We start from the raw sequence: 20,233 nt of genomic DNA on the forward strand, positions 1-20,233 counted from the left end.
ACACCCTCATTTCGTCTTCCAACGCCACCCCTGCGGATCCCGCAGGGGTGGCGTTGTCGTTTCTGCTTCTTTTCGAGGAAAACCCCATGAGTCTCTGGCTTGACATGCTCGGCGCGGAAATCCGCTACGTCGACACGCAGCACTTCGGTACGATCCGCATCGCCGAGGCCGGGAAAGGCAATCCCGAAACGCTCATCCTGCAGCATGGCATCAACGGCCATCTGGAGGCCTATGCGAAGAATATCGTGCCGTTATCGACGGACTTTCACGTAGTCGCGTTCGACTATGTGGGCCAGGGACTGTCCAGCAAGCCGGTTCGGGAATACAACCCGGTCATGCTTGCGGAGCAGCTTGGCGAATTGATGGATGCGCTCGGTATCGAAAAGGCTCACCTCTCGGGTGAATCGCTCGGGGGCTGGGTGTCCGGACACTTCGCCGCGGCGAATCCGCATCGCGTGCGACGCCTCATGCTGAATACGGCGGGCGGTATCCCGATCGTGACTCAGACGGGCAAGCAGGATCTGGAGACCTTCATCGGGCTGAACAAGCGCAACATCGATAGCACGCCCACCTACGAATCGGTGCAGGCCCGCATGCACTGGCTGATGCATCCGGACAACCGTCACCTGGTGGACGACGAACTGGTCGATCTGCGCCTGCGCATCTACCTGCGCCCGGAAAGCCGCGCGGTGCTGCCGTTGCTCAACGAAATTCTCGCGCATCACGACGACTATCTGATTCCGCTGGAGAAGCTGCCCGAGGGGACGCTGTTCCTGTGGACGCACGACAACCCCATCCACGATACCGAATCGGTGAAAGCCGCACAGGCGAAGGTGCCGGGCAGCATTCTCTATTTCATGAAGGGGAATTCGGCCCACTGGCCCCAGTACGAAGCGATCGACGAGTTCAACGACGTCGCGGTGAAGTTTTTCAAGACCGGCGCGGTCGAGTGAGAGCCCCGACATGACTCTGGAAAACGATATTGCCGAGCTGCTGTGGGATGCGCAGCAACGCAACGCACCCTGTGCGCCCGTGAGGGAGCGCTTCGAAGGGCGGGACGAAAACGCTCAGGCGGCGCTGGCCTATGCGGTACAGCAGATCAACATCCAGCGCCAGGTGCGCAGCGGCAGGCGGATCGTCGGCAGGAAGATCGGTCTGACGTCGCCGGCCGTTCAGCAGCAGCTCGGCGTCGACCGTCCGGATTTCGGCACGTTGCTCGACGACATGGCCATCGTGGACGGTGAGCCGATCGACCCGAATCGCTTGTTGCAGCCGAAGGCCGAGGCCGAGATTGCGCTGGTGCTCGAGAAGGATCTCACCCATGAACGGCACACCGTGGCCGACCTGATCGGCGCAACAGCCTATGCGCTGGCCGCGATCGAAGTGGTGGCCAGCCGCATCGCGGGCTGGAATATCCGTTTCGTGGACACCGTCGCGGACAACGCGTCGTCAGGTCTGTTCGTGCTCGGCACGCAGCCGGTTCCGCTTGCGAGGCTCGATCTGGCCGGCGCGACGATGCGCATGACCGACGGCGAAGAAACGGTATCGCAAGGTGCGGGAGCCGCGTGCCTCGGCAATCCGCTGAATGCCGCCCGCTGGCTTGCGGACACGCTCGTCGAGGTCGGCACGCCGATGCGCGCCGGCGACGTGATTCTTACGGGTGCGCTCGGCCCGATGGTGGCGGTGAAGGCCGGCCATACCTATACGGCGCACATCGACGGCTTTGCGCCGGTACGGGCGATTTTCTCCTGATGAGGTAGTTCCCATGAATTCGATTGACGAAAAACAGGCAGTCGCCATCATCGGATCCGGAAACATCGGCACCGACCTGATGGTCAAGATCCTTCGCTACGGCAAGCACTTGAAGATGGGGGCATTCGTCGGCATCGATCCCGAGTCGGATGGCCTGAAGCGGGCCGAGCGTATGGGCGTGCCGATCGTGACGACGGGGATCGACGGGTTGCTCGCCCACCCCGATTTCGGATCCATGCGCTACGTATTCGACGCCACGAGCGCCGGTGCGCACGCGATGCATGAACGGCTGCTGCGCCCGCACGGCGTGCGCGTGATCGACCTGACGCCGGCGGCGATCGGTCCTTTCGTGGTTCCGGCCGTGAACATCGACCAACATCTGGATGCGCCGAACGTGAACATGGTGACATGCGGCGGGCAAGCGACGATTCCGATGGTCGCAGCGGCTTCCCGCGTTGCGCCGGTCGAGTACGCCGAGATCGTCGCGTCGATTTCGAGTCGCTCTGCCGGCCCGGGTACGCGAGCCAATATCGACGAGTTTACCGAGACCACGTCGAGCGCAATCGTGCAAGTCGGCGGCGCGCAGGCCGGCAAGGCGATCATCGTCCTCAACCCGGCGGAGCCGCCGCTGATCATGCGCGACACGGTGTACTGCCTGGTTTCAGGCGATGCCGACCAGGCGGCGATCGTCGAATCGGTCGAGCAGATGGTGGCTTCGGTTCGTTCGTATGTCCCGGGGTATCGGCTCAAGCAGGTCGTGCAGTTCGACGCGTTCAATGGACGCATGCCGCAGGAACCGGCCGCTCCGCGGGCGCCGCGCATGAAGGTGTCGATTTTCCTGGAAGTCGAGGGCGCGGGGCACTATCTGCCAAGCTACGCCGGGAACCTGGACATCATGACCAGCGCGGCGCTTGCCACGGCGGAACGGATGGCGGCGCGTCAGTCCGTCGTGGCTTAAGGGGGCAATAGATCATGTATGACAAGAGCAAGAAGATCTACGTTTCGGATGTCACGCTGCGTGACGGGATGCATGCCATTCGACATCAGTACAGCGTGGCGGATGCCCGGCGTATCGCTCGGGCGCTGGACAAAGCCGGCGTAGACAGCATCGAAGTGGCGCATGGCGATGGTCTGCGAGGATCCTCGTTCAACTACGGTTTTGGCGCACATACGGATCTCGAATGGATCGCGGCGGTGGCTGAAGTGGTCGAGCAGGCGAAGATCGCCACGCTCCTCCTGCCGGGTATCGGCACGATTCACGACCTGAAGGCTGCCTACGACGCGGGGGCACGCGTCGTGCGCGTCGCGACGCACTGCACCGAAGCCGACATCTCGAAGCAGCATATCGACTTTGCGCGCTCGCTGGGCATGGACACGGTCGGCTTCCTGATGATGAGCCACATGACGACGCCGGAGAACCTGGCGGTCGAGGCGAAGAAGATGGAAAGCTACGGTGCGACTTGCATCTACGTCGTCGATTCGGGTGGCGCGATGACGATGGGCGATATCCGCGACCGCTTCCACGCGTTGAAGGCGGTGCTCGATCCGGCCACGCAGACCGGTATCCACGCGCACCACAATTTGAGCCTCGGTGTTGCGAATTCGATTGCCGCAGTCGAGGCGGGGTGTGACCGGGTCGACGCAAGCCTGGCCGGCATGGGCGCGGGCGCGGGCAACGCGCCGCTCGAAGTGTTCATTGCGGCGGCGGAGCGGCTCGGCTGGAACCACGGGACGGACCTGTATGCGCTGATGGATGCGGCAGACGATATCGTGCGGCCGTTGCAGGATCGCGCGGTGCGAGTCGACCGCGAGACGCTCGCGCTTGGCTATGCGGGTGTCTATTCGAGCTTCCTGCGCCATTCGGAGGCCGCTGCGGAGAAGTATGGTCTGAAGACCGTCGATATCCTCGTCGAGTTGGGGCGCCGGAAGATGGTGGGCGGGCAAGAGGACATGATCGTGGATGTCGCTTTGGATCTCTTGCGCGATACGGCGTGATCGCGAGGGGGGTGTTGCTTCGCCCGTGTGGTACCGGGCCCGGTTGCCGGCACGGCGATCGGTGGTCGGCCGATTCAGAGCGGCGTGGCACGCCTTCACAAATCCGCGTTTCGTTGTATCAGAAACGGTAATTTTTCCTGGCGCAAGGAGGCCGTTTCAACTCGAATAATAAAAACAAGATAGTCTGTTTTTAATAATAACGGTGCGAAATGCCGATATTCGTATCGGCATGAACGCGCTGCCCCCGGATGGAATCGCGCGGTAAAAAAACGAGCCATCACCATGGTCAAGGAGACAAATGAAACATCAACGAGCAGTGTTGCTTGCGGCACTGGCAAGCATCTGTGCGCCGGCATGCGCGCAATCGACAATCACGCTGTACGGCATCGTCGATACGGGCGTGGAGTTCTTTACGCACGCGTCACCAACAGGCGGGGCGATGGTTCGACTCCCGACCATTAGCGGCGGCGATTTGCCGTCCCGCTGGGGGCTGCGAGGCGAAGAGGATCTGGGGGGAGGAATCAAGACGGTATTCACGCTCGAAAGCGGTTTTTCGCCAGCGTCCGGGACCTCGCTTCAGAATGGCCGCCTGTTTGGACGGCAGTCGTTCGTCGGACTGAAGGGCGCATGGGGGCAATTGACTGTCGGCCGGCAAATGAACATGACCATGTACGGCATGGCCGATGCGGATGTGATCGGTCCCGCCGCATTCAGCATGGGCTCGTTCGATGGCTATCTGGCTGCCGCACGGGCGGACAACAGCGTCGAGTATCGCGGGAAATTCGCGGATTTGACGGTCGGGGTCAGTTATTCGTTCGGGCGCGACGGCTTGCCTGCAAGCAACTGCGGCGGGCAGCTTCCGGGCGACACGATGTCGTGCCGCGCGCTAACCACGATGCTGAAATATGACCGGTCGAACTGGGGCGCGGCACTCATCTATGACGAGCAGCGCGGTGGCGCCGGCGCCACGGCGATGACGGTCGTGCCGGGCTTGAGTGGTGTGGCTTTCGGGAACTCGGGCGATACCGATCGAAGATACCAGGCAAACGGCTATTTTCTCGTCGGGAAGGTCAAGGTCGGGGGCGGCTGGCTGCATCGCGAGATCAAGGGAGACGTTCGGACGGTGCGAACCGATCTCAGCTATCTCGGTGTATCGGTCCCGTACGTCGCATGGGTTTTCGACGCGCAAGTGCTTCACGTCAGGAACCGTTCATACGACGCGGACGGCACGATGGGGATTTTTCGTGCCAATTACAACCTTTCCAAGCGGACCGCGCTGTATGGGCTGCTGGCTTACATGAAGAACAGCGGGCACGGTGCAGTGTATTCCGTGTCTTCGAGTAGCCTGGCTCCGGCCGTGCCGGCACCCGGAGTCGGACAGGCCGGCGCGATGGTGGGGATACGGCATCTCTTCTGACGGTCTGTTTTTTTGAAATTCAAGTATTTCGATATCCATATTAATGGAGTGAATCGATCGATTTTGTATTGAGGATTTCCTACACACATGAGATTGACCCGAGTCGATTGAACGAGGCGAGAGCGTGCCGACGCTGAAATCTCGGGCATGACGTTGGGTCATTGGAGGAAGAAATGAGCGACGAAGCGAAAACGAGCGGTCCCTGTTCGGGGCTCCTCGTGCTCGAGCTGGGTTCGATGGTATCGGCTCCGCTGGCAGGGCAGATTCTGGCGGACATGGGGGCGGAGGTGATCAAGATCGAGCCGCCGGAAGGCGATCCGATGCGCAGGGTCGGGCCATTTCACAACGGCATGGGGGCGCTGTTCATGACGGTGAACCGCGGGAAGAAAAGCATCGTGCTGGATCTGAAGACGCCCGGCGATCTGGAAGTCGCTCGGGAGCTGGCGCTGTCGTCCGACGTGCTGCTTCACAACATGCGCCCTCGTGTGATGGAGCGACTTGGCCTGGGCTACGAGCCACTCCAGCGTGCCAACCCGAAGTTGATTTACGCGTCGATTTCCGGTTTTGGCGAGTCGGGGCCCTACGCGTCGAAGCCCGCATACGACCATGTCCTTCAGGGCATGACGGGCGTCATGTATCTCCAGGGGCGCGGCGACGCACCCGAGCCGATCCGCAATCTGATGGTGGACAAATCGACCGCGACGATCACGGCAAGCGCGATTCTCGCGGCACTGCTGCACCGCGAACGTAGTGGCGGGCAAGGGCAGCGCATCGATGCGTCGTTGTTGAACGCGTTCTCGTGGTTCGGGCTCACGGACAACATCGGGAACTATACGTTCCGCACGCCCGATGCACACCAGGCCCCGGCGCTCGACATTCATCATCCGCTGCGCACGCGCGATGGTTGGGTCATCGGTCACATCCAGACCGACGACCAGTTCGCGGCTGCGTGTCGGCTTTTCGACCGGGAGGACCTGCTGAACGACGACACCTGGAAGTCGGCGGCGAAACGAATCGAACGAAACGGCGAGATGTGGCGAGCGCTCGGTGGCAAGGCAGCGACGATGACACGCGCCGAAGTGCTGGCGCGTGCCGAATCCGAAGGGGTGGCGATCGGCCCGATCTATACGCTGGACGAGTTCTTCGACGACCCGCAAGTCAGAAGCAGCCATGTCTATGTCGATCACGAGGATCCTGAATTCGGTGTGATCCGGCAAATGAACTTCCCGGTGCGTTTCAGTCGTTCAGTGGTGGAGGTCGCCGCGCGTGCACCGCTGCTTGGCGAACACACGGCGGAGATTCTGCGCCATACGGATGACTGACCCGCGAAGTCTTGACGGCGGAATGGTCGCGCATTCTCCGCGGTCGACGCGGGCGAATGTCGCGAACGGAACAGCAACGCCGGGTGGGACGGATTTGAACTGCGATGTGCAGGAGAACAGGAGAGAGACTTGATTACATTCGATTTGAGCGAGGAGCAGGAACTGGCACGCAACGCAACGCGAAGCTTCGCGCAAGGGGAGTTGCGGCCGATTGCACAGAAGCTGGACAGGGCTTCGGCGATTCCCGCCTCGACGCTGGACGCGCTGTGGTCGACTGGCCTCGTACAGATGCAAGCCGACGACGGTCAGGAGCGATGTTCGATTCTCAATGCGATCGTGCTGGAGGAGCTCGCCGCGGCCGATGCGACACTCGCGCTTGCACTGGCGACGCCAGTCGCGTTTACCCAGGCGATTCTGGATCAGGGATCGGCTCAGCAGAGGGAGAAGCTGTTGCCGGTGTTTCAGGGGCATGCGTTTCATGCTGCGGCCATTGCGCTGATGGAACCGCATTTCGGCTCGGACGTGTCGTCGCTGACGACCACGGCGGTGCGAGATGAAGACGGATGGCGGCTCAACGGACGCAAGACGCTGGTCCCGCTGGCTTCCGCCGCGAGCCATTTTCTCGTCGTCGCGCAAGCCGACGGCGAACGGGCTGCCTTCATCGTGGAGCGCAACACGGCGGGATGCCATGTCGAGGCGCCGGTCCCGACGGTCGGTCTCCGTGCGCTCGGATTGAGCGACGTCCGGCTCGACGGCGTATGTGTCCCGCATACGGCTCGCCTCGGCAACGGCGCGGGTTCGAACGTTCAGCGCCTTGTCGATTCGTCGCGCGCGGGGCTCGCCGCCGTGATGACGGGCTTGTCGCGAGGCGTCATGGAATACGTCATCCCGTATGCGAAGGATCGGGTGGTTCACGGTTCGGCGCTCGCGAGCAAACAGTCGATCGCCTTCCGTCTCGCGGATATGCACATCGACGTGGCGGCGATGCGTCTGATGGGGTGGCGGGCGGCGTCCGAGCTGGCGAACGGGAAGGACGCCGCACGTTCGGCGCAGCTCGCATACACGTATGCCGCGCGCCAGTCGATGTCGATCGCAGACGAAGGGTTGCAGATCTTCGGCGGTCATGGGTTCGTACGCGAGCATCCGATTGAAATGTGGTATCGGAATGCGCGCGCGGTTTCGATGCTCGAAGGCGTGGCTGGCGTCTGACCTGTCAACAAGGAGATCAAACGTGGTTGACTTTACTCTCACCCCCCAAGACGAGTACCTGGTAAACATTGCACGCGAAGATGCGGAAATCGCCCGCGGATACGCACGCTATTACGATCAGCATCACGAAGAGCTCGAGCCGGTGGAACTTCCCGAGGCTTCGGGGCGCCCGGATCCCTACGCGTTGCTCGCATCCGATCCGGCCGACACGAGCGGGCCGATCGTGACGCAGGCGTTGCTGCAGCTGGAATACCCCGATGTGCGGATGCGGCGCGACACGAATCGATTCCTCGGGACGAAGATCATCCAGTATGCGGGTACGCCGGATCAGATCGAGCGCTTCGGCGACAAGTTGCTGTCGATTGCCATTTCTGAACCGGGCGCGGGATCCGATCCGCGAGCGATGGTCGGGAACGCCCGATACGACGGGGCTACCGATGAATGGGTGCTGAATGGCGAGAAGATCTATTGTTCGGGCTTCGGGGAAGCAGCGGGCGCAGTCGTCCTGCTGAAGGGGCCGCCAGACGAGCGCGGTATCCGTCCGTTCTGTGCATTCGTCGTCGAGAAGGGGATGGCGGGGCTGCAACCGCTGGGGCAAGTCGACAAGATGGGCATGCGCGCGTGGGACACGGCGGATTTCGTGCTGCAGGATTGTCGCGTGCCGTCAACGAACAAACTGGACGCCGACTTCAAGCGCACGATGATGGTGTTCAACGGATCGCGCGCGATGGTGACCGCGTTCGGTCTCAAGACCGCGCGCAACATGCTGGATATGGTGAAGGAGAACCTTCGTCGAACGGACCAGGCACCCAACTATGCGCAAGGGTGCAATGCACGATCCGCCGTGCACAATCGCTTGATCGCGCTCGAAGCGCTGCATGACGCAACCGAGTTGTCGATCCTGCATGCCAAGTGGCGCGAGCAAGCGAGCGGTGTCACGGACGAGCGGACGATGATCGAGGCTTCCATGGTGAAAGCACTGGGTGGTTCGGCGACGCGCCGTATTACGCAGGAATGTATGGAACTCCTTGGACCGCTCGCGCTGACGGAAGATCATCTGGCGGAGAAGTGGTTTCGGGATGCTCGAATCTTCGACATTTTCGAAGGGGCGGGTGAAATCAACCGTCTGATCGTCGCGAGGTGGTTGCTCGGCTATTCCGGCAAGGAACTGAATTGAGCGCCGCGCACACAACTGAATAGTCGACTCGGTAAGCCGCAAGGTACGCGGTCTGCCGGGAAGAAGCAGTGGCAATGAGTGGTGTGCGTTGCTCGACCTGCTGATGGAAGTGGTCGAGCAAATTCGGTCAAGCATGGTGCGCCCGGGTTCGCCAGAATCCGTCCACGCCCCGTCCGACAGTGGAGCGGGAAGCTGTCCTCGCTGTCGGACGCGCGCGGGGTGTTTCTGCGCGTTGATCATCGGGCCAATCTGTGCGACCGGGGCGGTCGCGACGATCCTCTGTCGGAACTGGAAAAGGGCTTGACTGTCGGGCGCAGCCGGCACCGCGGCCCTGTTCGCTGGCGCGGGCGGCCTCCTCGGCTGCGTATTTTTGTAACGTTATCCGAAGCAATCGTTTGCGGTTGTTCTGCTGCCGAAAAAACAGACCCGCCCCGTGGCCGGTCAAGCCAGGCGAGCGAGTGGCTCCGTTTCCGCGCAACACACGCGATTCCTGCCTTCGCGTTTGGCACGATAAAGCGCCATGTCCGCCTGATGTGACAGCGCGTGCACGGTCGCGGGGCGGGCGCGATGACCGGTCGCGCAGCCGATGCTGACGGTGAAGGCCGGAACGGTTTCCGCAAACCCGTCGAGCCGGTTGCATTCGACTGCGCGTCGAATGGCCTCCGCGACCTGCGCGGCACCGCTTTCGTCCGTATCCGGCAGCACCGCGACGAACTCCTCGCCGCCGTAGCGCGCGGCGAGATCACCGCGACGCCGCGTGTGCGTGCGGATGCATTCGGCGAGAAAGCGCAGTGCCGTGTCGCCGTCTGCATGGCCGTGCCGGTCGTTGTATTGCTTGAAGTGGTCGGCGTCGATGAACAGAATCGACAGGCTGCCGTTGCTGCCCCGCTGCAGCCGTTCCCATTCGTCGGCCAGCGCGATGTCGAGCGCGCGGCGGTTGCACAGGCCCGTCAGCGGATCGGTCCGGGTGAGGTCCATGAGCCGCGTCTGCTTGCGCAGGTTGTCCCGGAGCGCAAACGCAAGCAGCCAGACCACCGCGCAGAACAGTGCGCTGATCACGGTTGCGGATATGCCGACCGTCCACGACAGGCGCGTAATGCCCGCCAGCACGTCGCGCTCGGCCGGCGCGACGACGGCGATCAGCGGCGTGCCCCGCACCTGCTGATACGTATACAGCCGCATGGTGCCGTCGATGCTCGACCGTGCGGGATAGAAGCCCGATTCACTGTTCACCATCCGGTTGAAGGTTTTCGAGTGACGCAGGTGGTTCATCTGGCTGTCGTTCAACGACGGATTTCTCGCGAGGATCGTGCCGTCCGCGCGCAGGATCGCGCTGACCCCGTTCGGCCCGACGTCGAGGCCGGACAGGAGCTGCTCGAAATAGGCGAGGTCGATGGCGACCACCGCGATGCCGTTGAACGTATGATCCGGCCGGTCGATGCGCCGCGACAGCGCGATGGATTCCTTGCCGCCGCGCGAGCGCGCGCGATAGGCCTCGGACACGTAGAGGCCGACGTCGTCAGCGTCGCGATGAACCTTGAAGTAGTCGCGATCGCTGAAATCCCAATGGTGGGTCGCGCTGCAGCATCCGTCGATCAACTGACCGAACTTGTCGGTCACGCCCATGCCGGTGACATATTGGGCTGCGGTGCGCTCGAACAGCAGGTCGTGCCGCAGCCCGGCGTCCATACGCTGCACCGGGGGCTTGCCGAGATCGGACGCGAGTGCGACCAGTGCGCTGTTCGACGTTTCGACGGTGCGTGCGATCTGGCTCACCAGCACGGCTGCGACGTTGCGCGACGTCTCATGTGCGTGTTCTATCACTTCGCTCCGGCCGGCCCACAGTGTCGCCGCGCTGATTCCGAGCGCGGCAAGCGACATCAGCGTGCCCAATGCCCCGACGACAAGATAGTTGCGTCCGGCCCAGTCGGCAATTTTCTCGATCGAAGTGAGTGCGGGCATGTTCGTGCTCGTATGGGAGGCCGGCGGGAATGGCTCTGGCGCGGTTCAAATCCAGGTTAACGGCACGGTTAACCGAAAATCGAGGCCGGCGTGGCCGCCAGTCGGCGCGTTCGATCGCGCAACGGGGCGCAAACGTGTGCGACCGGGCACGGGTGAGGGGGCAAGGCAGTCCGGGGCGGAACGATGTACGGCGACACGCACAGCTGCCCCGTCGATTGATAACGAATCGACATTAATCCTTCCAAAAATCGCACTTATCGTCTGCCCGGGATCGAGCGAACATGCCGGAAAACGACAATCGACCCGCCCCTTCCGCGTATTTCAGGATTTTCAGGAGACACCCCGATGCACCCCTCGTCCAGCCTTCCGACCGAACGTTCGAAGGCCGCTGCGGTTTTCCGCGTTACAGCCGGGAATTTTCTCGAGCAGTTCGACTTTTTCTTGTTCGGCTTCTATGCCACGCAGATCGCCAACGTCTTCTTTCCCGCACAAAGCGAGTTCGCGTCGTTGATGATGACCTTCGCCGTGTTCGGCGCCGGCTTCTTGATGCGTCCGCTGGGCGCAATCGTGCTGGGCGCGTACATCGACGACGTGGGCCGCCGCAAGGGCCTGATCGTCACGCTGTCCATCATGGCGAGCGGCACCATCCTGATCGCGTTCGTGCCGGGCTACGCGACGATCGGCTTGCTCGCACCCGCGCTCGTGCTGCTCGGGCGGCTGCTGCAGGGCTTCTCCGCCGGGGCCGAACTGGGCGGCGTGTCGGTCTATCTCGCCGAGCTGGCCACGCCCGGCCGCAAGGGCTTCTTCACGAGCTGGCAGTCGGCCAGCCAGCAGGTCGCGATCGTCGTCGCAGCGGGCCTCGGCTTTGCGATCAATCATTGGCTGAGCGCATCGGCCATCGCCGCATGGGGATGGCGCGTGCCGTTCTTCGTCGGCTGCATGATCGTGCCGTTCATCTTCATGCTGCGCCGCAACTTGGAGGAAACCCAGGAGTTCAAGGCGCGCCAGCATCGTCCGGGCATGAAGGAAGTGTTCGGTACGCTGGTTCAGAACTGGGGCGTCGTGGTTGCCGGCATGATGCTGGTCGCGATGACCACCACGAGCTTTTATCTGATCACGGTCTACGCGCCGACCTTCGGCAAGACGGTGCTGCACCTGAGCACCGCCGACAGCCTGCTCGTGACGCTCTGCGTCGGCGTGTCGAACTTCGTGTGGCTGCCGATTGGCGGCGCGCTGTCCGACCGGATCGGCCGCCGGCCGCTGCTGGTCGGCATGACGTTGCTCACCGTCGTGACCGCCTACCCGGCGCTGTCGTTGCTTGCTCACGCACCGTCGTTCGTCAACATGCTGCTCGTCCTCCTGTGGCTCTCGTTCATGTACGGGATCTACAACGGTGCGATGATCGTCGCGCTCACGGAAGTGATGCCGGTGCAGGTGCGTGTCGCGGGCTTCTCGCTCGCCTACAGCCTCGCGACGGCCGTGTTCGGGGGCTTCACGCCGGCCATTTCGACCGCGCTCATTCACATGACGGGCGACAAGGCCGCACCGGGCTACTGGATGAGCTTCGCCGCGGTGTGCGCGCTGCTTGCGACGTTCGCGCTCTATCGTCGCCGTGCCGCGACGCTGACGCCGGCGCATTGAAGCGGAATCCATCCGGAATGCTCCGTCACTCGAACGAACCAACACGAACTCGCACGACCACGACCATGAGAAATCTGCTCCTGAAGTTTTGCGCAACGGCGCTCGTTGCCACCACGGCCGTTGCTGCCGATGTGCAGGCCGCCGAACTGCACGTGATGAGCTCGGGGGGCTTCACCGCCGCCTACAAGCTGCTCGGCCCCCGGTTTGCGTCCACGACGGGTAACACGCTCGATACCTCGCTCGGCCCGTCGATGGGCAAGTCGCCGGAAGCGATTCCGAACCGGCTCGCGCGCGGCGAGCCTGCCGACGCCGTCATCATGGTCGGCTATGCGTTGGACGACCTGATCAAGCAGGGCAAGGTGATCCCGGGATCGCGGGTCGAGCTGGCCGACTCGCGCATCGGCGTGGTCGTGCGCGACGGCTCGGCAAAGCCCGATATAGGTTCCGCCGAAGGCCTCAAGCAGGCGCTGCTGCACGCGAAGTCGATCGCCTACTCGGACAGCGCGAGCGGCGTGTATATCGAACGCGAGCTGTTCAGGAAGCTCGGCATCGAGGAGCAGGTGAAGTCGAAGGCGAAGATGATTCCGCGGATCCCGGTGGCATCGGTCGTCGCGAACGGAGACTACGAAATCGGCTTCCAGCAGGTGAGCGAGTTGCTGCCGGTCAAGGGGGCGACCTTCGTCGGCAAGATCCCCGAGTCGCTGCAGTCGGTCACGCGCTTCGCGGCCGGCATCCCCGTCGGCGCGCAGCATCCGAAGGAAGCGAAGGCGCTGCTCGACTATCTTGCGTCGCCCGATGTGCAGGCGGACGTGAAATCGACCGGACTGGATTCCGTCCCCGCTCATTGAGCCGGATCGACGGGAAGGTGCGCGTCAGACCGCCTTCCCGTCACCGTCGGCATGGGCCACGGCACCGCCCACATCGGCCCCGTTCGGGGATACCGGCCCCTCTGCGGCGAGCGTCTGCGCAAGACGCGTACGATCGCATGCACCTTCCCACATCGAAACGAAGATCACCGCGCAGGCATTGCTGATCACGCTCGTCAGTGCGCGTGCCTCGGACATGAAGCGATCGATGCCGACCAGCAGTGCCACGCCGGCGACGGGCAGGTCGGGCATGACGACGAGCGTGGCGACCAGCGCCACCAGCCCGCTACCGGAAACACCGGCCGCACCCTTTGACGTGAGCAGCATGATGGCGAGCATCATCGCGATTTGCGACGCGGAAAGGGGCACGTCGCACGCCTGCGCGATGAACAACGCTGCGAGCGTCAGATAGATCGCGGTACCGTCCAGATTGAAGGAATAGCCCGCCGGCAGCACGAGCCCCACGACGCCTTTGTCGCAACCGAGCGACTCCAGCTTGACGATCAGGCGTGGCAGAACGGGCTCCGACGAGGACGTCGCGAGGACGATGAGCAACTCTTCGCGCAGGTAGCGCAAGAGTCGCCACAGCGTGAAGCCGTGCAGCCGTGCGAGCGGGGCGAGCACCAGCACGACGAACAGTGCGCAGGCTACATAGAAGGACACCATCAGCTTCGCAAGCGAGCCGATCGAGCCGATCCCGAATCGGCCCACCGTGAAGGCCATCGCGCCGAATGCGCCGATCGGCGCGAGCCGCATGATCATCGCGAGTACGCGAAAGACGACCTGGGCGATACCGTCGATCAGTGCAAGAACGGGCCGTCCGGCCCGCGGGTGTGCGTTCAGCGAGAAGCCGAACAGCAGCGACAGAAGCAGCACCGGCAACACCTCGCCTTTCTCGAACGCGCCGAGCATCGTATCGGGGATCACGCTCAGCCCGAACGCGACGAGCCCGGGTGGCTGCGCATCCTTCACGTACGGCGCGAGGATGCGCGAATCGAGATGGTGGACGTCGATGTGCATGCCGACACCCGGTCGCAGCACGAACGCGGTGACGAGCCCGATTGCGAGCGCGATGGCGGTCAGCAGATAGAAGAGCGCCAGGGCCCGAACGATCGTGCGACCGATTGCCTGCCCATTCGCCAGTGAGGTGATGCCCGAGACGATCGTGCAAAAGACGATCGGCGCGATGGTCATCCGTACGAGGCCGACGAACGCGTCGCTAAGGGGCTTGAGCATCGCGCCTGCTTCCGGCCAGACGTGACCGACGGTCACGCCGAGCATCATCGCGAGCAGAACCTGTACATAAAGCGATCCAAGCAGCCTGGCCAACCTCACTGTACGGTCTTCCTTCGTGTCTCTGCTGTCGTTGTCACACCGATGCACTGCTGCTTGCGATACCGGCGCGCTTTGCTTCGATGATCATCTGATGAAACGCTTCGGCGGCCGGTGTGAGCGGTCGTCCACGTCGTTTCACGATTCCCACGCGTCGTTTGACGACCGGTTCGACGAGCGGCACGCTCGTGAGAATAGGGTGGTCGTGCCCGGGCATCGCCATCGAGGGCACCGCGGCGACGCCGAGCCCCGCTTCGATCAATCCGAGCAGGGTCGTCACGTGGCGCGCTTCGCACACGCTCGGCCCACGTGGTGCCACGGCGGCAAGTGCCTGGTCGAGCAACAGACGGTTACCGGAAGTCTTGTCAACCGATACGTAATCGTGCTCGTAAAGTTCGTTCCAGGTCACGCGCTTCTTGCGCGCGAGCGGATGGTCGCGGCGGCAGGCGGCAACGAACCGCTCCTGGAGCAGCACCTTGAACTCGATGTCGGCTTCCTGGCTGCCGATGAAGCTCACGCCGAAATCGGCCTCGCCGCTGATGACGGCGCCCAGCACCTCGTTTGCGCCCGCATCCAGCAGCTTGACCCTGATGCGTGGAAAGCGGTGATGATAGCGCGCGATGATGGTGGGCAGAAAGTAGTAAGCCACTGACGGAACGCACGCAATGGTCACATGGCCCAGGCGGCTTGATGACACGTCGCGAATGCCGAGCAGGGCGACGTCGAGATCGTCGAGCAGTTGTTCGGCACTCTGGGCGAACACGCGACCGACGGTGGTGAGGGTGACGCTACGCGTCGTGCGCTCGAAGAGCCGCACGCCGAGCGCTTCCTCGAGCTTGTCGATTCGGCGACTCAAGGCAGGCTGGGAAAGGCTGACCGTCTCTGCGCCTTTTCGGAAACTTCCCGTTTCCACGACCGCGCGAAACGCCTGCAAGTCGGTTAAATCGAAGTTGATTGCCACGGGTCAGTCTCCGCATCTCAGATGCGGAGCATTTTGCATGATTCTGCCGCGACTTTACCGCCGTGATGAAGCAAGACCGTGCAACGCATGATTCATGCGATGAACTGCGGAGCGACGGCGGCGGAACGAAGCAGAAGGGGGGGCGTGGTGCCCGCGGCGACGCGCGGGGGCACCGGATCGCATCCCACGGATTCGCCTGCGCGGAAAGCGCCAGGCAACGGGCGGCCGTGCCCGTCGTAACCAAGAACGCCTGCACTTCGCGGTCGACGGTCGCGGAGCGTGCAACGTCGGCCTGTTTGTAGCCGATCTGCGCGACCGGAACCCGCTGGCATCGGTGCGACATCTGGCCGAGGCGGGCGCTTGGGGATGATGGATGACGATGTGAACGGATCGGCCGCTCGTTTCCACCGTTGCACCGACTCGCCGTGCTGCGGGATGATATTCCGCAACATGGCACCCTTTTTTCGTCGTGCCCGTGCGATGGCGCATAGGTGCTTCCATCTAGGGTCGTAAGTAGCCGAGCGAATTTACCGGCCCTGTCCGGCCTCCTACGCTACGCATAACCCAAACAAACAGGAGGCATGCGACGTGAGAAAGATCGGAATCGTAGGAGGCGGGCAGGCCGGGTTTCATCTGGCATTCGGTTTGCTGGACCGCGGGCATGAGGTCACGGTGTATACGGATCGCACGCCGGATCAGCTGCTGGCGGGCAGGATCCCGAGCACCGCGTTTCTGTTCAACGAAACGCTGGACTGGGAACGCCGGCTCGGCCTGAATTTCTGGGAAGACGTCGCACCCGCCGGCGAAGGAATGCTCGTCGATTTCCGCGAGCCGTCGGGCGCGAGCGTGATGACGGTCAAGGGGCGGCTGCACGACCGGTCGGGTCAGGCGATCGACCAGCGGACGAAGTTTGCGCGCTTGACTGAGGAATTCGAACGACGCGGCGGCACGCTCGTGTTTCGCGCGGTCGACATCGACGAGCTGGACGAGATCGCCGGCGCCAATGATCTGACGTTCATCGCGTCCGGCAAGGGGGCGATCAACGCGCTGTTCGCGCGCGATGCCGCGCGAAGCGTGCACGACAAGCCGCCGCGCAATCTCGCGGCGATGCTGCTCAAGGGGCCGCAGATCGTCGGGGATCGTCCGTGGCCGAAAGCAGACTTCCGGCCGCTGCGGTTCAACTTCGTGTTCGGTGTCGGCGAGTTCTTTTCGCTGCCGTTCTACTCGCATGGCGTGGGCGAATGCCGGAGCTTTCTGTTCGAAGCGCGTCCGGGCGGAGACATGGATCGCTTCCAGGACGCGACGGACGGCAATGAACTGCTCGAGATTGCGCGCGGCGTGATGCGCGACTTCGCACCGGAAGATGCAAGCCTGCTCGACGATGCGCACTTGACCGATCCGAATGCGTGGCTCAAGGGCGCCTTTACGCCGACCGTGCGCCATCCGGTCGGCTGCCTCGCTTCCGGCCGTATCGTGATGGGCGTCGGCGACACGGTTTGCCTGAACGATCCGATTGCCGGGCAGGGCGCGAACAACGCGTCGCGCATGGTGGACCATCTGCTGCGGGCGATCGACGTGCACGGTCGCGAGCCGTTCGACGCCGGGTGGATGCAGCGGACCTTCGACGCGTTCTGGGACACGTCGGCCAGGTATACGACGGCGTTCACGAACGCGCTGCTCGAACCGCCGAGCGATGCGATCCTGCACGTGTTGCGCGCGGCGTCGGGGCAGCGTGCGGTGGCGGACGACTTCGTGCGCTGCTTTCAGCGTCCACGCGAGTTCTGGCCGTGGATCGCCGATTTGTCGGAGGCACAGCGCTTCGTCGCGGAGCGGGTGGCGCGCGATGCGGCATGACCACGACATCGTCGCGCACGCGTGGCGCCATCATCACGAGATTCCGCAGGCACCGGGCGACTTCCGGCGCGCACTCGGCTGCTTCGCGACGGGCGTGACCGTCGTCACGACGGTCGATGACGAGGGCCGCCGGATCGGCCTGACGGCGAATTCGTTTTCGTCGGTATCGATCGATCCGCCGCTGATCCTGTGGAGCCTGGCGCGCCGCTCGCCGAACCTGCGCGCGTTCGAGCGTTGCCGCTTCTTTGCGGTCAACGTGCTGGCCGGCTCGCAGCAGGATATCTGCACGCGCTTTGCCAAGCCGATCGACGACCGGTTTTCCGGCGTCGATACCGTCGACGGGCAGGGCGGTGTGCCGCTGATCGCGGGCGCGGTCGCCCAGTTCGAATGCGAGAACGAGATCGTGCACGCGGGCGGCGATCACGCGATCTTCGTCGGCCGGGTCAACCGCTTCCGCTGGCACGAGCAGGCGCCGCTGGTCTTCTGCATGGGTGCGTTGCGCGAGCTGGACACGAACCGACAGGAAAGCTGACATGAATCCATCGACAAGCTGGGGCATCGAAGGCAAGACCGCGATCGTCACGGGCGGCGCGACGCTGATCGGCGCGGCGGTTGCCCGCGCGCTGTGCGACGGCGGCGCGCAGGTCGCGGTGGCCGACATCGACGTCACGCGCGGCCGTGCGCTGGCCGATTCGCTCGGCGCACGCGCGATGTTCGTCGAGACCGACCTTGCCGACGATGCGGCCATTCGCGATTGCGTGCAGGCCGCGCATGAGCGGTTCGGCCGCATCGACATGCTGGTCAACGTCGCGTGCGCGTATGTCGACGACGCGCTGTCGTCGACGCGCGCGCAATGGCATGCGGCGTTCGACGTCAACGTGATAGGCGCCTGCCTGTTGTTGCAGGCCGCCTATCCGTTCCTGTGCGAGGCCGGCGGCGGCGCGGTCGTGAATTTCGGCTCGACGAGCGCGTCCGCGGCGCAGGCGGGCCGCTGGCTGTATCCGGCCAGCAAGGCGGCGATCCTGCAACTGACGCGCAGCCAGGCGCTGGATCTGGCGCGCGACAATATCCGCGTCAATGCGGTGTCGCCGGGTTGGACGTGGTCGGGCGTGCTGGACGCGATATCGGGCGGCGACAAGCGCCGGACCAATGCCGTCGCGCAGAAATTCCACATGCTCGGCCGCATCGGCGAACCGGAGGAAGTCGCCAACGCGGTATTGTTCCTCGTCTCCGACAAGGCGTCGTTCATCACCGGCGCGAATCTGGCCGTCGACGGCGGCTATTCGGCGATGGGCCCCGAGCAGGGCCTGTCGCCGATCGGTGAACTGACGGCACCGGCCGCCTGAACGGCACGGGCGTGGGGGGGGGGGTGGCCGACCGACGCCCTTTCTCATTCTCCCGAGCTCAATTGCCCGATTTGCCGGCTGCGGCCCGTGCTTCGGCGCGATATTTCAGCACGATGATCGTGACGGCCAGCAGCAGTACAACCGCGTTGTTCAGCGCGACCGGCAACGCGCCGATCGCGATGCCGTAGTACAGCCACAGGCTCACGCCGGCGATGAAGCACGCGTACATCGTGTAGGAAATATCGCGTGCGGAGCCTGAGCGCCGGATCTTGACGACTTGAGGAACGAACGAAATGGTCGTCAGTATTCCGGCGACCAGGCCGACGGTATCGGTCATGTTCATGGTGCGTGACCTGTTACGTGGAGTGGGTGGATCAGAAGAATCGGTCGAAGTGCACTTGCGACGCCGGCACGCCGTGACGGGCAAGCAGCACGTCCAGCATCGCCTGGATCATCGGCGGTGGGCCGGCCATGTAGTACTCGTGGTCGGCCAGGTTCGCGCCGAGGACGTCCTCGACGTATTCGTGCACGAAGCCGGTACGGCCCGACCAGTCGCCGGCGCCGCCGGGCGACGATACCGCCGGGTGGAACACGAGCTGTTCGCCGTAACCGGGCAGCGTGCGCAGTTGCGCGTCGCCGCACACGTCGCGCGGCGTACGCGCGCCATAAAAGAAATGCAGGCGGCGCTTGCCCAGCATGCCGGCGTGAGCCATGCCGCGTGCGATCGACAGCATCGGTGCGAGCCCCGACCCACCCGCGATGCAGACCACGTCGCGAGCCGGTTCGGGGCGCAAGAACGCCATCCCGTACGGGCCGTCGAGCATCACGCGGTCGCCCGGTTTTACGCGCTCAAACAGCGCGGTCGAACCGGCGCCGCGTTCGACGCGGCGTACCTGAAAATGCCAGTCGCCGTCGTCGTTCGGCAGGTTCGCCATCGAATACGCGCGGGTGCCGGCGATTCCGGGCAAGTGCAGCACCGCGAATTGCCCCGGACGAAAGGCCGCGGGCGCATCGGTGCGGAAGCGGAACTCGCGGATATCGTGCGTGACGCCGTCCGTCGCGATCAAGGTGGCGACCTGCTTGCGCGGCGGTTGCTCGGGGCGGCATGCGTCGTCGAGCCGGATCTTGATGCGGCAGTCGCTCGTCGGGCGACACTGGCAGGCGAGGTGCCGGCCCTTCGCGCGATCGCGCGCCGACAGCCCGGGCGCATCGTCCCACAGCACGTCGACGCTGCCGTCGAGCAGTTCGAACTTGCAGGTGCCGCATGCGCCCGCGGTGCATTCGTACGGCATGCCCAGGCCGGCCCGCAAGCCGGCGCCGAGCAGGGTGTCGTCGCGATCGCACGCAAAGCGGTGCACCGATCCGTCGAGAAGGATTTCCTGCATATCGTCGTCCTCCG

At 63.8% G+C, this 20,233-nt stretch carries 18 protein-coding genes; 13 read left to right on the forward strand and 5 right to left on the reverse strand.

Features of this window, described 5'->3' with window-relative positions; genetic code table 11:
- The first annotated feature begins 47 nt into the window (after positions 1-47).
- From LGN19_RS29435 to LGN19_RS29470, 8 genes are all read left to right on the forward strand, one after another.
- Positions 48-953, forward strand: coding sequence for an alpha/beta fold hydrolase (locus tag LGN19_RS29435; RefSeq protein WP_226218645.1), 906 nt, complete (start codon positions 48-50; stop codon positions 951-953).
- A 10-nt stretch (positions 954-963) separates the two neighbouring features.
- Entirely contained in the window at positions 964-1,752 is a 789-nt protein-coding gene (locus tag LGN19_RS29440; RefSeq protein WP_122950350.1) for a 2-keto-4-pentenoate hydratase, read from the forward strand.
- 13 nt (positions 1,753-1,765) lie between these two features.
- Complete coding sequence (locus LGN19_RS29445) at positions 1,766-2,710, forward strand: acetaldehyde dehydrogenase (acetylating) (protein WP_226218646.1); 945 nt, start codon at positions 1,766-1,768, stop codon at positions 2,708-2,710.
- A 14-nt stretch (positions 2,711-2,724) separates the two neighbouring features.
- The gene (gene dmpG, locus LGN19_RS29450; protein ID WP_174957567.1) at positions 2,725-3,747 is read left to right on the forward strand and encodes a 4-hydroxy-2-oxovalerate aldolase; all 1,023 of its coding nucleotides are present in this window, start codon (positions 2,725-2,727) and stop codon (positions 3,745-3,747) included.
- 298 nt (positions 3,748-4,045) lie between these two features.
- Positions 4,046-5,164 (forward strand): porin, encoded by a 1,119-nt coding sequence (locus LGN19_RS29455; protein WP_122950353.1) that lies wholly within the window; start codon positions 4,046-4,048, stop codon positions 5,162-5,164.
- A gap of 173 nt (positions 5,165-5,337) precedes the next feature.
- Positions 5,338-6,486, forward strand: a complete 1,149-nt coding sequence (locus tag LGN19_RS29460) for a CaiB/BaiF CoA transferase family protein (protein ID WP_174957566.1) — start codon at positions 5,338-5,340, stop codon at positions 6,484-6,486.
- 144 nt (positions 6,487-6,630) lie between these two features.
- Complete coding sequence (locus LGN19_RS29465; protein WP_226218648.1) at positions 6,631-7,695, forward strand: acyl-CoA dehydrogenase family protein; 1,065 nt, start codon at positions 6,631-6,633, stop codon at positions 7,693-7,695.
- A gap of 22 nt (positions 7,696-7,717) precedes the next feature.
- Positions 7,718-8,872 carry an acyl-CoA dehydrogenase family protein gene (locus LGN19_RS29470; protein WP_226218650.1) on the forward strand — a complete coding sequence of 385 codons (1,155 nt, stop codon included), beginning with the start codon at positions 7,718-7,720 and terminating at the stop codon, positions 8,870-8,872.
- Between the two features lie 441 nt (positions 8,873-9,313).
- Here LGN19_RS29470 and LGN19_RS29475 read toward each other — a convergent pair whose 3' ends face one another.
- The gene (locus LGN19_RS29475) at positions 9,314-10,834 is read right to left on the reverse strand and encodes a sensor domain-containing diguanylate cyclase (RefSeq protein ID WP_226218652.1); all 1,521 of its coding nucleotides are present in this window, start codon (positions 10,832-10,834) and stop codon (positions 9,314-9,316) included.
- A 345-nt stretch (positions 10,835-11,179) separates the two neighbouring features.
- Between LGN19_RS29475 and LGN19_RS29480 the strand changes: the two genes are divergently transcribed.
- Positions 11,180-12,475 (forward strand): MFS transporter, encoded by a 1,296-nt coding sequence (locus LGN19_RS29480; RefSeq protein WP_226218653.1) that lies wholly within the window; start codon positions 11,180-11,182, stop codon positions 12,473-12,475.
- 65 nt (positions 12,476-12,540) lie between these two features.
- Positions 12,541-13,323 (forward strand): substrate-binding domain-containing protein, encoded by a 783-nt coding sequence (locus LGN19_RS29485; protein ID WP_226218655.1) that lies wholly within the window; start codon positions 12,541-12,543, stop codon positions 13,321-13,323.
- Between the two features lie 24 nt (positions 13,324-13,347).
- On the opposite strand, the gene dctA is transcribed toward LGN19_RS29485, so the two are convergent.
- Entirely contained in the window at positions 13,348-14,676 is a 1,329-nt protein-coding gene (gene dctA, locus LGN19_RS29490; protein WP_226218657.1) for a C4-dicarboxylate transporter DctA, read from the reverse strand.
- Between the two features lie 34 nt (positions 14,677-14,710).
- Positions 14,711-15,634: a LysR family transcriptional regulator gene (locus LGN19_RS29495; RefSeq protein WP_226218659.1), complete on the reverse strand. Its 924-nt coding sequence runs from the start codon at positions 15,632-15,634 to the stop codon at positions 14,711-14,713.
- 588 nt (positions 15,635-16,222) lie between these two features.
- Between LGN19_RS29495 and LGN19_RS29500 the strand changes: the two genes are divergently transcribed.
- The 3 genes from LGN19_RS29500 to LGN19_RS29510 are packed head-to-tail and all read left to right on the forward strand — an operon-like array spanning position 16,223 to position 18,834.
- Positions 16,223-17,488 (forward strand): styrene monooxygenase/indole monooxygenase family protein, encoded by a 1,266-nt coding sequence (locus tag LGN19_RS29500; RefSeq protein WP_226218661.1) that lies wholly within the window; start codon positions 16,223-16,225, stop codon positions 17,486-17,488.
- Positions 17,478-18,020 carry a flavin reductase family protein gene (locus LGN19_RS29505; protein WP_122950360.1) on the forward strand — a complete coding sequence of 181 codons (543 nt, stop codon included), beginning with the start codon at positions 17,478-17,480 and terminating at the stop codon, positions 18,018-18,020. The genes LGN19_RS29500 and LGN19_RS29505 overlap by 11 nt, the downstream gene beginning before the upstream one ends.
- Before the next feature lies 1 nt (position 18,021).
- Entirely contained in the window at positions 18,022-18,834 is an 813-nt protein-coding gene (locus LGN19_RS29510) for a glucose 1-dehydrogenase (protein ID WP_226218663.1), read from the forward strand.
- A gap of 58 nt (positions 18,835-18,892) precedes the next feature.
- On the opposite strand, the gene LGN19_RS29515 is transcribed toward LGN19_RS29510, so the two are convergent.
- A complete protein-coding gene (locus LGN19_RS29515; protein WP_175221959.1) occupies positions 18,893-19,177 on the reverse strand; it encodes a SemiSWEET family sugar transporter in 285 nt (94 codons plus the stop codon).
- 31 nt (positions 19,178-19,208) lie between these two features.
- Positions 19,209-20,219 (reverse strand): 2Fe-2S iron-sulfur cluster-binding protein, encoded by a 1,011-nt coding sequence (locus LGN19_RS29520; protein WP_226218665.1) that lies wholly within the window; start codon positions 20,217-20,219, stop codon positions 19,209-19,211.
- Positions 20,220-20,233 lie beyond the last annotated feature (14 nt).

The sequence above is a fragment of the Burkholderia sp. AU30198 genome, from assembly GCF_020419825.1.
GTDB lineage: Bacteria > Pseudomonadota > Gammaproteobacteria > Burkholderiales > Burkholderiaceae > Burkholderia.